Origin of the sequence: Planctopirus limnophila DSM 3776 (genome assembly GCF_000092105.1) — a bacterium.
Taxonomy (GTDB): Bacteria; Planctomycetota; Planctomycetia; order Planctomycetales; family Planctomycetaceae; genus Planctopirus; species Planctopirus limnophila.
The window spans coordinates 352,922-366,434 of the sequence record NC_014148.1; the positions used below are offsets into that span (position 1 = coordinate 352,922).

Here is a 13,513-nt window from a genome sequence, read left to right on the forward strand (position 1 = left end):
ATTCGATGATTGATCTTGGTCGCCTTTGATACGGATCTGCAACCCAAATCCTGACGAGCATTCACTCTTACCAGTCGATACAATCACTGAAAGGAGAGTTCAAACGGGGGCTGGTTTCAGCGAACGGATTGACTCGGCGGTTGGGATCACGCGAATTATCGAAATGAGTTCAGTTCGTAGATTTTGTTTTGCAGGTGAATACTCAGAAAACGATGGCAATTTATGAGAGAATGCTGGCTCCTGCATGGTTAAATCATGCGAAGAATCATGCTGCTCCATGAGGATATTTCCTAAGAATCCGTCCGTTTTGATGTCATGAGAGATGGTTGTTGGTGGTCTGCTGAGACAGAGTGATGCTGGTGGAGTTATTCGATGCCCAAACCCTATGTGATGACCTTGATGGCCACCAATCGCGTGGGAGTCATGGCGGCATTAACAACAGCTCTCGATGAATTGGGTGGAAATCTCCGCGAAGTGAGTCAGACAGTGACCGGCAACTATTTCACCATGTTGCTGACGGCTGACTTCCCCGATGATCGACCGGCTGGAGTGATCAACGACCATATTCGGGCCTTTTGCGATCCCTTTGGTATCGAACTGACGCTGAAACCACTTTCCAGTGCAGAACTCAGCGAACCCACGACGAATGGCAAAGCTGCGGCCACCGAGCGATATTCTTTGACAGTGGTGGGCCCGGATCGTCGCGGAAGTCTGCGGCAGGTTTGTTATCGGCTGGCCCATCACGGAATTGATATTGCCGATCTGCATGCCACGACATTACCAGGAAATGATCACTTCGTGGCGCGATTCGCACTAACAGTTCCCAAGTCGATTGATCGCGGTCAATTGCAGAAAGAGCTTTTCGAATTGAGCGAGACGACCGGAAGCACGATCACACTGCAGCATCATCTGGTGGGGTTGGCGACCCAGAGTCCCATCCCGATCCGTCTGGCTTCCCAATGAATTGATCATCAGCGAATCGATCATCAGTGAATTTGAAACATGTCGATGCGGCAGGTCGGTACGATCTGCTGCGATAAAGTGCTAATCCTAAAAACATTACGACCATCGATTTTTCTCACGGAAACCTTCATGCAGCCTACACTGCCAACCACGAGCTGGATGCATCTGGATGGCCCCGCACATCTCTTCGATGTTCGTACTGTGACGCTGGGGATCAGTCTCGCGAATTGTGTGGATCGTTCGCTGCATCGCTTCTGTGAAAACGTGTATCAGCGAATCACAAGCGCAGCCAGTCGCTATGTAGAAACATGCCATCAGGTTTCGGGCGAAATGGGTGTCCCGGTCATTCAGCGCTGGCTGAGTGTGACAGCGATTGACCATCTGGCCGATGGTTTTACAGCAGAAGATCTGTTTCATATTGCTCGAACTCTCGATGGAGCTGCTGCGAACGTACGGGTCGATGCGATTGGAGGATTCTCGGCCTGGATGCAGCACGGCCTTTCGGGTGGGGCCCGCCAACTGATCGAAAGTCTCCCGCAGGCACTCTCACAGACGGAACGAGTGCATTCGGCGATTGTGGCCGGGACAAGTGAAGTGGGGATTAACTTTTCGGGTCTGCTCCCGGTTGCTCAGCAGTTGCTGGAGCTTTCGCGGTTAACAAAAGATCGCCCGGGAACCGCCGCGCGGATGAGTGTGGTCGCCAACCCACCCAGTGCCTGCTTTGGTAAAGCCGGTTGCCCGGATGGGATGCCCGACATGCAGCTTTATTCGGGAATCAGTGCACCCCGGATTATCAATCAATGTCTGCGTGCGCGGATGGCAGAGGACCCTGATTGCCGGTTGGAAGATCTTGCCGCCGAAGTGCGGACAGCCACCTTCCGAGCCACTCGCGCTGCGGAGTTGACGGGCCGGGAAATTGCCCGTCGACTGGGAGCCACCTGGGGAGGTATCGATCTGACAGTCGCACCTTCACTGCGCCCGGGGGACAGCATTGCCGAATTGATGGGCCTGATGGGGATTGAACGCTTTGGTGCCCCCGGAACTGCCGCTCTTATTGCCTTGATTGACCGCGCTGTGCGCGATGGTGGCCGTTTCGCTGCCACAAGAATCTGTGGCTCGTGGGGAGTGCGTCTGCCGCTGATGGATGACGTTGGTCTGACAGAAGCGTTACGTTCCGGCGAGATGAGTTTTAATCAACTCTCATTGCTGACAGGAGCTGGGGCCCAGGGGCTCGATCTGGTACCAGTCCCTGGCGATACCGATGCGGAAACTTTGGCTGCAGTGCTGGCCGACCAGATGAGTATCGGCCATGCGAGCGGTCGCCCGGTGACCGTGAGACTGGTTCCTGTGCAAGGAAAAACGGGGGGCGATTCGATTTCGATGGGTGGTATGAATCAGTCGGCCATCGTGCTCCCCATGCTGGCTACAGGTCGCAGTAACACCATGGCCAGGCGAGGTGGTCGCCTGCCTTAAACGCCTCGAAAACTAATGGCGTGTGGAGAGTCAGTAAAGCATGCTTGCTCGGAGCCGCAAGCATGGCACATCAAGCACTGCTAAATCCTGGAATCCTTTCAGAATTGCGGTTTCCAGATTTCTAAGGCAGACTTGAGCCTTCGGGGTGCAGGCGAAAGACTGGCAGTTGGGCTCTGACCGATTTGGGGAGAGCTTCCTGCATCGGCGGTATGTTGGAGCCAAGTCTCTGGCTGATCTGCTCGAGCTTCTGGCCTATGGCTGCATACTCTGTGAGCTGCTGTTCACGCCATTCGACGAACAGCGATTCCAGCTTTTCTTCCCAGTGCCGGGCATCCTGCAGACTTTGTCGCAGATGCTGTAAAAGTGGTAACAGGGCATCCGTCGCCTGTGTCGAGGCATCCTTACGCGAGAAGTCCTGCGTCATGAACAGCACCCGGCAAATCGCCAATGAAGGCGAGGTCGATAAGTCCACACGTCTAGTGGCAGCCAGATAATTCTGATGACCAGGAGCGGCTGCCATTCACGAAAGACAGTATCGGCCGGATATGCAGGAAGCTTAAGTAGACTTAACAAATTGTATCGCATAGGTAAAAGAGTCGTCTTTTGCGGTGACTCAACGAGCAATCATTGCCAGAAACGATGCAGCGAGTTTTCTCCCCGCTCTTTGGTAATCACCTCTCAGTAAAACTGTTGTCAAAATGATTGAAAGAAAATCAATCTGAGACGCAGGTGTGAACTGATTCATCGGCAGTAACTGCTTATCTGGTTGATAGTTATCAAAAAGCGATCTGGCTTGGGAAAAATGGCTCACTTCTTGCCTTCTCATACCGGCATCTCTGATCCGCATGGAATGGAAGCAGAGACAATGGCCTCAACAAGAGAGTGGGAGACGGGAAATGAAGACATTTCTAAGTTTGATTGCCGCAGGAATCACAGCGATTGCCACGTCATCGAGTAACCTGGCTGAAGCAGGACCACCGGTCGTGTATCCGGTCGGGCATCACCATCATGGGGGTGGGTATCATGGAGGAGGGGCTTATGGCGGAGGGTATCATGGAGGGCCTTCGAGAAATTCCTTGTCCCTATCCATCAACGCAGGGGGAGTTGGCTTTGGTTACAACCGAGGTGGCTACTATCCTCCCGTTTACGGCCGGCCAGTCTATGGTGGGCCGGTTTATGGAGGGCCAGGTTATCAACCATATCCGCCAATTTATCGGCCTGTCCCACCGGTCTATGTGGCTCCCCGCCCATGGTACCCTGGCTGTGGCTGGTAAATGAGAGAACCTCTTCCCCATCCACTCCATGTTTTTCTCTCAATAAAAACATTGCTGTCAGAAGCCGCGAGAACCGCCTCTCGTGGCTTCTGCTTTTGGTCAAGAGACGATGGTCGTCATGCGATGGAGATCTCAGGCTTTTCTTGAGGTCCGACGAAAGACATACTTCTGACCATGACGTTGATGGAAGTGTTGTCGGAAAGTGCTGCATGAATCCTCCCTGTCTGGTCTGTGAATATCTCTGTGCCTTTGAAGGTGAAAATCTCCCGGCCACTGATTCCGCTTCTACCGCAGAGATTCGGCGGGAAGGCGCCGCCATGCTGCAGGCGTTGACAGAAGATCTCGCTGCCAGCCAGATTCAGGTCGCGGGGCTGGTGCATGCCGGCTGGAAAGAGAGTTGGACTGGTCACCCGGGTGTGAGATGGATCTGGACAGAAGACGATGATCACTCGAGATCACTGATTCACTCGGCAATCAGTGGTGGCTGGAAAGTGGTCATTATTGCTCCCGAGATTGATGGGACACTGGCAGCTATCATCCAGTTGTGTGAGTTTCTGGGGGCCCGCGTCCATAACTCGACATCGGCAGCAATTCAGCTCACTTCGGATAAGCTGCAATTGGCAGAGCATCTGGAGAAGCACAGGATCCCGACAATCCCGACACGACTTGTTCAACACGCAGAAGAACTTGGCACACACTCCCGATATGTCGTGAAGCCGATTGACGGCGCGGGGAGTCTCGACGTCTTTGTGGTCAACGACTGGAGAGAGGCCCCAGAGACGGAGACCTGCCAGATCGTGCAACCTTACCTGCGCGGCCGGTCGGCTTCTGTGGCAGTGATTATGCCTGCCTTGGTTGATGTAGAGAATCGTGACTCATCTGGGCAAAGCTCGATGGCATCGATTGTGTGGCCCGCGGCTTCTCAACGGATCATTGAAAGCCCGGGCGAAGGCCATCTTCCGGCCAGCCTGAAGTACCAGGGCGGTGCCTTGCCCGCAGATGAGTTCAGTCCTGAAGAACGGGCAACGCTGGAAGCCTTAGCACTTAAGGCGTGCCAATCGATCGAGGGTCTACGCGGATATACAGGCGTTGATTTGGTGTGGCCAGAGGAATCGGCAGAGCCACTGGTGGTCGAGATTAACCCCAGGCTGTGCATGAGTTATCTGGGCTATCGACAGATCTTCGGACCACAGGCAGCACTGGTCGTGGCGGGCTATAGCGAGGCTGCTGCAATGGTAGAAACTTCTGCTGATGATGGAGCTTGCTGGAAGACCAGTCGAGCGGAGTGGTAAACATCACACGAATCGCAATATGAAATAGCGAGTCCAAGATTACGTCAACATGCTTGCCCAAAGCTGCAAGCATGGCACACAGATCACTATTTCAAATGAGAATGCGTATCAGTTCGTTTTTGCGGGATCCATCTTTTTGCGTTCAGCCAGCTTGGCCAGCCAGCGAACGGGATCGGCTTCAAAGGCTGATTTACAGCCTGAACAACAGACCCAGTAAGTCTGCCCCAGATAGGCGACACTGGTGGTTCCCAGGCCTTGAGAAACGATGCATTCTTTCTCGCCGTAATCGCTGTCATTGAGGGCAAAGCTGGTTCCCTCGCGCTGTGTGTTGATCGTATCAACACGCACGTAAGTCCCACTGCCACGCTGACGGTCGAGTTCGATCAGATAGCGATTGTTATCCTGCTGGCTCAGGGCGAGCTTCCAGATCTCATCGGCTGGTTCGGCTGCCTTTTCCAGAAATTCGAGTTTATAAGTACGCTGCAGTTTGTCGTCATCACCCGCCACGTCCTGAACTTCTTTCGTAAAGCTACCCAGCCAGTTGCGAGTCACACCATCGGCATCAGTCGTGGTGAGCTGATAGGACTGATCTTTCACCAGAAAGGTCAAACGCCCTTCGCGGATGTATTTTCCAGTGGGTGACTTGATGACGAGTGCGGGCTGCTTGGGGTCGGTCGTTAAATCCCACATCCACTCCGGTTGGTCGAGGAGAGCTTTGCGGGCATTCCCTTTCCAGCGGCCCAGAAGGACCTGCAGTGGCTTCAGGGCATCCATCACCGAATCGATCTTGGATTCATCGATCGTTTCGGTATCAGTTCCAGAACCAATGGCGCCGAGCTGAATGGGCTGGAAGCGTTTCCTGGGTGGAGTGGCTGAGGCCTGAGATGTCGCAGGAGTTTGAGAGTTGGTGGTGGCAGCGTTTGTATCTGCCTGAGTTGCGGCAGGTGCAGGTGTGGCTTGAACCGTGGGCGTCTGGGAGCCGGGAGCCTGAGAGGTGGACATGGGGGGCTTGGCACTACCGCCACAGGCCGATAGGAAGAGCAGGCTGGTCGCCAATGTACCAAACAAGCCAGCTCGCTGAACGAATTGATTGAAAACCACTTGTTCACCTCTTGTCTTCGCAACGAAATCACTATCGATGCCCGCCGGACTTCTGTTTGTCAGATTCCAGTGGGACCAGTGCAGGCAGGTTACGCCAAGCATTTCCGGCATCAGGATACACGAGAGTAGTGCCGACGGGGAGACCGATTGGAATCAGCCCTGCTTGATGTGAGTTACCAGTCGCTGTTACGCCCGTGATCGACACTCTTCACAATGACCTCACTCGGTACGAAAAACGTCGCGGGTGATTGGACGAAGTGAAACAAATCTGAAAAAAATAGCGGAAGTGGCATTGCTGACCACTCCCGCTGACGTGCGAAGATATTTGCCTCTGGCGATCCCAAGGTCGGACAACCAGTGACTGGAGAAAACAGCGACTCAGGCTTTGAGTTTATCGAGCTTGCCTGTGCTGTCTCCCAGTCGATCCGCTGAGACACCCATGCAGTCGAGCATCGAGAGGAACAGGTTATTCAGGGGCGTATCTTTTGGATAGACCACATGCCGACCTGTATCGATCCGGCCCGAACCACCCCCTGCCAGAAGAACTGGCAGATCGTTGTGGTTGTGGCGGTCGCCATCGCCAATTGCACTGCCGTAAACGATCATCGAATGATCGAGAACTGTGCCGTCGCCTTCCTTCATCGAATCGAGTTTTTCCAGGAAGTAAGCGAATTGTGTGATCAGGTGTCGATCGACTTTTCGCAGCTTTTCGAGATTTTCGGCCTTCTTCTGGTGATGTGAAATCTGGTGGTGACCTTCATTGACCCCCACGACTGAGTAGGAGCGGTTGGAACCCTCATTGGAGAGCATGAAGGTCGCAATGCGTGTGGAATCTGTCTGGAAGGCGAGTGCCAGCAGATCGAACATCAGCCGGGTATGAACGATTTGATCCTTGGGAACTCCATCGGGAAGATCCATATCAGGGATCACAATCTTGGCGGAGTCGCTCGCTGCCCGTTCCAGACGCTGCTCGATTTCGCGAACGCTCGTAAAGTACTCATCGAGTTTGCGGCGGTCAGTCTTGCCCAGCTTCTGCTGAAGCTGGTCGGCATCTGCCTGAACCATATCGAGAATGCTCTGGCGGTAATGATCTCGCTTTTTACGATTCTTGATTTCATCAACGCCACCGCCAAACAAACGTTCAAAGACGAGTTTGGGCCGGATTTCTTTCGCCATCGGTGTCGTGGGGGATTTCCACGAAATCGTATTTGAGTAAGCGCAGCTATAGCCTGAGTCGCACTGGCCGGCATTGCGGCCCCCTTCGAGCCCCAGTTCGAGCGATGGAAGTTTGGTGGCAGCACCAATCTGTGCGGCAGCCACCTGATCGACGGAAACACCGGCTTGAATATCGGCCCCGGCGGTTTTGCGAGGATGCACACCTGTGAGGAATGTTGCTGCCGAGCGTGCATGATCACCCGGCCCGTCGCCTAAAGCCCGTGCATTGTTCTGCGCCAGGTGGGACATGACGTTGAGCTTTTCCTTGACCTTGGCAAGTGGTTCCAGTGATGGCGGGAGTGAGAAGCCGGCACCTTCTTTGACAGGCTGCCAGGAATCCATGACCACACCGTTGGGCACAAAGACAAAAGCCATGCGGTTCAGAGCTGTCGATGCCATCGCCGCTTCAGCGGTCGCCAAGTGAGCGGGAAGCATCGCTTCCAACACCGGGAGAGACATCGTCACACCCAGCCCTTTGAGCATCGTGCGGCGATCTACAGCTGATTGCCAGCGGGAGAGTTTATTGATGTTCATAGTGTTGACCCTTCACCACGACGAAGCCGGAATGGTTCGCTCTTGACGATCTCTTTGACCAATACTGAGAAACGGAAATTCTGGGCACTTAGCTCACTATTAATACGATTCACCGAGCAGCGATCATAATATTCCAGCCCCCGGCCCAGTGCATACGTTAGAAGCTTCTCAGTTAAACACTCGGTGAACGCTTTTTGTTTCTTGGTCTTCAGAATATTGACCATTTCGACTGGCCCGCTGAACGAATCGCCACTGGGCAATGTTCCTGAGGTATCGACTGGTTTGCCACCATCATCTTTACGATACCGGCCGATAGCATCGAAGTTTTCCAGGCCGAAGCCCAGAGTGTCCATCGTCTTATGGCACGAGGCACAAGCCGGATTTGACCGGTGTTGTTCCATCTGCTGGCGAAGTGAAAGGCCGGCGGATTGCTCCTTTTTGTCTTCCAATTCAGGGACATTGGGGGGTGGCGCAGGAGGTGGAGAATCGAGAATCGTTTCCATAATCCATTTGCCGCGCTTCACGGGGGAAGTGCGCGTGGGGTTGGAAGTAATGGTGAGCACACTGGCCTGTGTCAGCACGCCGGCTCGATTTGTCCCGGCCAGGCTCACCTGGCGGAATTCATTCCCCTTAACATCCGGGAGGCCGTAGTGTGCGGCCAGTCGTTCATTCACAAATGTGTAGTCTCCCACGAGCAGGTCCAGAACGCTGCGGTCTTCCTGTACAATGGCGCGGATGAACTGCCGGGTCTCTTCCTTCATGTCACGGCGCAGATCGTCATTGAACTGCGGGAAGGCTTTTGGATCAGGGGTGACTTCGTCAAGAATGCGCAATTGCAGCCATTGTTCGGCAAAGTTCTCAACAAGCGCTGAGGATCTGGGATCCTGAAGCATGCGGCGGACCTGGGCATCGAGAATCAATTCGTTGCCGAGATCGCCCACCCGGGCATGTTCAAACAGTTCGTCATCGGGCATCGTGCTCCACAAGAAGTACGACAGCCGTGACGCCAGTTCGTACGAGTTGATGATGTGGGCACTCTTGGGATTTTCCGGCTCTTTGTCGGATTCAATACGGAAGAGGAAATGTGGCGAAACCAGCACTGCTTGAACGGCGACCTGCATCCCGAATTCAAAGGTTTCACCGGCTGCGGTGGCTTGCTCGACCAGACCGACAAACTTCGATAGTTCCTCGTCTTGTGGCGGACGACGGAATGCTCGCGTGACAAACGGAGTAAGGTTCTCCCGGGCTGCTTCGCTGATCGTTTTGCCGGGTGCTCCATTTTCACCACTGGCCGAGGGAACAGCTTTCACCAGCCGGGTATGCGAAGCGGGATAGCTATTGGGCAAAACCTTCGATGGCCCGGTAAGGGAGGCTGACAGGATGACGAGATTGCGATCCCGCCGCTTCGGATCCTTGGCCTTCTCATCATAAAAATCGTTCAGGAAGGCGAGCGAAATGTTTCGCTTCCCCTGCAGGAGAGTGACCGGAAGCGAATATGTTTCAGGTTTACGATCAGTAGCCGAGACTTCAAAAACTTTGAGTTCCTGACCATCGAGGCGAACTGCCATCTTCGCGCGGTCAGTTCCTGCGGGTGTTTCGGCAGCGACGACTTTGAGGACGTATTCACCAGAAAGTGCGACATCCACGGGAATGGTGGCATCCCCTGTGGAGACGAGAATGATGCTGGGATCGTCTTCGCCTCCATGATTGTGGGCCACTTTGCTTCGCTGAAGTTCACGACCTTTCCATTTTTTGACGGGAAGATCATTGGGATCGATGGAAACAATGGCAGCCTGAGCCAGCTTATCTGCCGCATCGAGATACTTTTCCATGAGAAGTGGCGGGAGTGACAGGACATCACCGATGTTGTCAAAACCGTAACCCACGTCATCGGAAGGAAAGCTGTCAGCCGGTCGGAGATCGACGCCCAGCAGGTCGCGGACGGTGTTGTTGTATTCTGTGCGATTGAGCCGGCGAACCGTCACACGGCCAGGATCGGGATTGGTCGCACAATCGACGTAATACACAGTCGAATCGAGGAAGCTGACGAGCTTCGCCCGTTCTTCTTCGGTGGGTTGAGGGCTGTCATCGGGTGGCATGATCTGCCCCTCGACGATCTGCATGATACGCTCCCACTGCTTGCGATCTTTCAGGATTGAAGCGGTGTCGGAGTATTTGTCGAAAGCGATACCGGCTTCGGCATCAGGCCCCTGATGGCAGTCAATGCAGTACTTCTGCATGAAGGGGGCTGCATTTTCGGCATACGAGGGGAGGCGGTGTTCAGCCGCCTGTGCCACACCGGCAGTCGACGGTGACGCGTCGCCACTGGGTGAGCGTGGCCACAGAAATGCAACGATTCCCCCCAGTAGACCCAGGAAAGCTACGCCACCGACAATGATGCCGACGACGGGTTGTGATGATGAGGATTTCCCTCGTGAAGTGCGATTGCCTGAACCTTTTCGGCGCGAGGCAGGAAGTGGAGCGCTTCGAGAGGGTTTGGAACTATCGCCAGTCGAGCGGCCAGCTTTCCCTTTTCCCTTGAGAGGAGGAGGTGCAGCAGCAGGGGCTTCTTCGTAATCTTCGAGATCATCACTGGAGAAGCCGAACTCCTCGAGCTCTTCCTCTGGAGCGGAAGCCACAGGAATCCGGAGCACCTGCCGACAATCAGTGTTAGGACAGTATGCCTTTTTGCCTGCAAACTTAGCATCCACCTTAAAGGCATGATCGCAGGCAGGACATGTCACACGAATGCGCATGGCAGGCGAAACTTCCGGGGCAGGAGGCGACAGGCGGGATGTGTGAATTCAGTTTGGACGAACGCATCCAAATTCACTGTTGTAAGTATAGCGCGCGATTCAAGCAAAAGTCCACCACAAGAAAGAGGGTTTTACGCATTCCCTAATTATTGCACTAACAATGGATTACGACAAAAACTCTGAATCTGTTGGCGCTCTGGTGTCGCCAGAATGTGCAATGCGTCAAGAATTCAGGCAACACGTCGAATCTGCGAGTTATTTGATCGATCTTCAGTAGGCACCACGGGTTAATGATCAACCTCGACGGCGAGTTTTCGTGGACTGCTTCTCAAAAAGTCCGTCAATCTAAGCAATTGAGCCGCAAAGAATGCTACATCAAGAACTTACATCGATGCTCTCGGGCCTTCCTGAGCATCTTCAAGAGCGGACACGGATACTCTCTTCGCCATTGAGTTTGTCGACGGCCGCAAATGATCCGGATCAAGCCACAACCCATGGTGACTTTGTCCTGTACTGGATGCACCATTCACTCCGGGGCCACGAAAACCCGGCACTTGATGTCGCCATTCATTTGGCACATTGGCTCGAGAAGCCACTGCTGGTTTATCAGGGGCTCTCGGAAGATCACCCCTATGCCAATGATCGCAGGCATACGTTCATTCTCCAGGGAGCACGCGATGTTCATGCGGAACTGGCCGAGCAGAAGATTTCCTCGGTGCTCCATGTCGCGCGGGCCGAAGATCGCGGGCCTCACCTCAAGACACTGGCTGCTCACGCGGCGGTTCTCGTGACAGATGATGTCCCGACCGCTCCGACGATTCACTGGCGCAATCGACTGGCTGCCTCCATCAAGACGCCGATTGTGTGTGTCAATGGTGCGTGCATTGTGCCGCCCCAATTGGTCAAGCGGGCCTTTGATCGCGCCTTTGCCTATCGAGAAGCAACGGCATGGCTCTACAAAACCCGCAATACCCGCCCGTGGCCAGTGCTTCGTTATGCAGGGAAGCCGTTTCCACTTGATCAGCGACCCTTCCAATCAGTCGATCTGCAGCAGACGTCGATTGCCGATCTGCTGGCAATCAGCCAGATCGATCACTCGGTTGGTCCTGTTCAACATACCGTGGGAGGTTCTCAGGCAGGTTATACCCGCTGGGAAAACTTCAAAAAGCAGGGATTGAGACGCTATGCCGATCAGCGGAACGATGCCCTCAAGGATGGCGTCAGCCGGATGTCGGCCTATCTGCATTACGGCATGGTTTCCCCCTTCACACTGGTGCGAGATTGTTTTGAAGTCGGTGGCGCCAGTGCCGAGAAATATCTCGATGAACTCCTCATCTGGCGTGAACTCGCCTGGTGCTTTTGCCACTACCGCACAGATCACGAGGCTCTTTCAGCACTCCCCACCTGGGCTCGACAGGCTTTGAAGGCTGGAGAAGCCGATACCAGGCCTGCTTTGTACGATGAAGAAACGCTGGCTCGTGCGCAGACGCATGATCCCCTCTGGAATGCGGCTCAAATGTCACTCCTTCGCCAGGGAGAACTCCATAACAATGTGCGGATGACCTGGGGCAAAGCCATTCCTCTCTGGACACGCACGACCGAAGAGGCCTTGCGACTGCTGTTCGATCTTAATCATCGATACGCCCTCGATGGCTGCGATCCGGCATCGTATGGCGGTCTGTTGTGGTGTCTGGGACAGTTCGACAGGCCATTTACTCCCGAAGAACCCATCTTGCGGAGTATTCGAGGACGTTCGACGGCCGAGCATGCCCGCCGGTTGAACCCCGAGAAGTATCTGGCGAAAACCTCCCGTCGCCTGACAGCGGAACCTGTCAAAGTGGCTGTGATTGGTGCCGGCATCACGGGACTGATGGCAGCCCGCACGCTGTCCGATCATGGCTTCGAAGTGGAGGTCTTTGAAAAGAGCCGTGGGCTGGGCGGACGCATGGCCACTCGTCGCCTTCCCGAAGGTGGTCAGTTCGATCATGGCTGCCAGTACATCACGGCGAAGTCGCCTCAATTTGAGAGATCCTTACGCTCATGGGAGAGCCAGGGGCTGATCACACCCTGGCAAGGGCTCTTGGCAGCACAGCGGACCGATGGTTCGTGGAAAGAACTCGCAGCGAACGGGCCTCGCTATGTGGGGCTTCCCGGCATGACCTCGATGGCCCGGCATTTAAGTCAGGGTCTGAAAGTTCATCAGGAGGTGCAGATTCAAAAAGTCGAGCGGATCGCCAACCAGTGGCAACTGCAGAGCACACAGGGAACTGTTGCAGGACCTTTCGATCAACTCATTCTGGCAATACCCGCCGGACAGGCTGCGCGACTTGTGGGTGAACATCCTTTGGCGGAAACTCTGGCCAGAATTCCCATGGATCCCTGCTGGACCGTGATGGCCACTTTATCTGATCGACTCAATCTTCCCTTTGATGGTTACCTGAGCCACGCGGCATTGGCACCGGCTGTGGGGTGGGCAGCGCGAGATACATCCAAACCCAAACGGCCGACAGATGCCGAACGCTGGGTGTTGCAGGCGACACCGGCATGGACGAGGAGTCACCTCGACCTTTCCGCAGATCAGGTGGCCACCGAACTCTGGCACCACTGGTGTGAGCAGATCAGCCTTCAGTCCCACAGCCTTCAGGTCCACAGGACGCCCGAGCTTGTAGCACACCGCTGGATGTTTTCCACGCTGGATCCCACGAAGGTTCCTGCGGAGATTTACCAGAAGCTGTCGATCGAGCGCGCCTTGCATGATCCCGAGCATGGCCTGACTGTTTGCGGAGACTGGACGAGCGAAAGTCGAGTCGAAGCGGCCTATCTTTCTGGCATCGCCGCCGCCGGTTTTGTCCTCAGGCAACACCTGATTGCGAAGCCGGCAGCTCAGTTGCTCTTTTGAGCCGGG

Annotated in this window: 10 protein-coding genes; 5 read left to right on the top strand and 5 right to left on the bottom strand. The window is 54.7% G+C overall.

Annotated elements, in window-relative coordinates; all coding sequences use genetic code 11:
* Positions 1 to 372: 372 nt before the first annotated feature.
* Positions 373 to 963: a glycine cleavage system protein R gene (locus PLIM_RS01410; RefSeq protein WP_013108560.1), complete on the top strand. Its 591-nt coding sequence runs from the start codon at positions 373 to 375 to the stop codon at positions 961 to 963.
* A gap of 129 nt (positions 964 to 1,092) precedes the next feature.
* On the top strand, positions 1,093 to 2,436 hold the full coding sequence (locus PLIM_RS01415; RefSeq protein ID WP_013108561.1) for a PFL family protein: 1,344 nt from the start codon (positions 1,093 to 1,095) through the stop codon (positions 2,434 to 2,436).
* A 121-nt stretch (positions 2,437 to 2,557) separates the two neighbouring features.
* On the opposite strand, the gene PLIM_RS01420 is transcribed toward PLIM_RS01415, so the two are convergent.
* Positions 2,558 to 2,860: a hypothetical protein gene (locus tag PLIM_RS01420; RefSeq protein ID WP_145296673.1), complete on the bottom strand. Its 303-nt coding sequence runs from the start codon at positions 2,858 to 2,860 to the stop codon at positions 2,558 to 2,560.
* A gap of 189 nt (positions 2,861 to 3,049) precedes the next feature.
* Positions 3,050 to 3,262: a hypothetical protein gene (locus tag PLIM_RS01425; protein WP_013108563.1), complete on the bottom strand. Its 213-nt coding sequence runs from the start codon at positions 3,260 to 3,262 to the stop codon at positions 3,050 to 3,052.
* A 70-nt stretch (positions 3,263 to 3,332) separates the two neighbouring features.
* Here PLIM_RS01425 and PLIM_RS23955 point away from each other — a divergent pair, with 70 nt between their 5' ends.
* Both PLIM_RS23955 and PLIM_RS01435 read left to right on the top strand, forming a co-directional pair.
* Positions 3,333 to 3,710, top strand: a complete 378-nt coding sequence (locus tag PLIM_RS23955) for a hypothetical protein (protein WP_013108564.1) — start codon at positions 3,333 to 3,335, stop codon at positions 3,708 to 3,710.
* 209 nt (positions 3,711 to 3,919) lie between these two features.
* Positions 3,920 to 5,002 carry an ATP-grasp domain-containing protein gene (locus tag PLIM_RS01435; protein WP_013108565.1) on the top strand — a complete coding sequence of 361 codons (1,083 nt, stop codon included), beginning with the start codon at positions 3,920 to 3,922 and terminating at the stop codon, positions 5,000 to 5,002.
* A gap of 108 nt (positions 5,003 to 5,110) precedes the next feature.
* Here the strand turns inward: PLIM_RS01435 and PLIM_RS01440 are convergent, their stop codons facing one another.
* The 3 genes from PLIM_RS01440 to PLIM_RS01450 all read right to left on the bottom strand — a co-directional run bounded on the left by PLIM_RS01440 (position 5,111) and on the right by PLIM_RS01450 (position 10,506).
* Positions 5,111 to 6,103: a hypothetical protein gene (locus PLIM_RS01440; protein WP_013108566.1), complete on the bottom strand. Its 993-nt coding sequence runs from the start codon at positions 6,101 to 6,103 to the stop codon at positions 5,111 to 5,113.
* A 378-nt stretch (positions 6,104 to 6,481) separates the two neighbouring features.
* Entirely contained in the window at positions 6,482 to 7,852 is a 1,371-nt protein-coding gene (locus PLIM_RS01445; protein ID WP_013108568.1) for a DUF1552 domain-containing protein, read from the bottom strand.
* The gene (locus tag PLIM_RS01450) at positions 7,849 to 10,506 is read right to left on the bottom strand and encodes a DUF1592 domain-containing protein (RefSeq protein WP_196349507.1); all 2,658 of its coding nucleotides are present in this window, start codon (positions 10,504 to 10,506) and stop codon (positions 7,849 to 7,851) included. The genes PLIM_RS01445 and PLIM_RS01450 overlap by 4 nt, the downstream gene beginning before the upstream one ends.
* A gap of 493 nt (positions 10,507 to 10,999) precedes the next feature.
* On the opposite strand from PLIM_RS01450, the gene PLIM_RS01455 reads away from it, so the two are divergent.
* Positions 11,000 to 13,507, top strand: a complete 2,508-nt coding sequence (locus tag PLIM_RS01455; RefSeq protein WP_196349508.1) for an FAD-dependent oxidoreductase — start codon at positions 11,000 to 11,002, stop codon at positions 13,505 to 13,507.
* Positions 13,508 to 13,513 lie beyond the last annotated feature (6 nt).

What these genes read in the sequence shown, in the direction of transcription:
- PLIM_RS01410 (WP_013108560.1), top strand. Translation starts at nt 373, where the DNA reads ATGCCCAAACCCTATGTGATGACCTTGATGGCCACCAATCGCGTGGGA.
- PLIM_RS01415 (WP_013108561.1), top strand. Translation starts at nt 1,093, where the DNA reads ATGCAGCCTACACTGCCAACCACGAGCTGGATGCATCTGGATGGCCCC.
- PLIM_RS01420 (WP_145296673.1), bottom strand. Translation starts at nt 2,860, where the DNA reads ATGACGCAGGACTTCTCGCGTAAGGATGCCTCGACACAGGCGACGGAT.
- PLIM_RS01425 (WP_013108563.1), bottom strand. Translation starts at nt 3,262, where the DNA reads ATGAGAAGGCAAGAAGTGAGCCATTTTTCCCAAGCCAGATCGCTTTTT.
- PLIM_RS23955 (WP_013108564.1), top strand. Translation starts at nt 3,333, where the DNA reads ATGAAGACATTTCTAAGTTTGATTGCCGCAGGAATCACAGCGATTGCC.
- PLIM_RS01435 (WP_013108565.1), top strand. Translation starts at nt 3,920, where the DNA reads ATGAATCCTCCCTGTCTGGTCTGTGAATATCTCTGTGCCTTTGAAGGT.
- PLIM_RS01445 (WP_013108568.1), bottom strand. Translation starts at nt 7,852, where the DNA reads ATGAACATCAATAAACTCTCCCGCTGGCAATCAGCTGTAGATCGCCGC.
- PLIM_RS01455 (WP_196349508.1), top strand. Translation starts at nt 11,000, where the DNA reads ATGCTCTCGGGCCTTCCTGAGCATCTTCAAGAGCGGACACGGATACTC.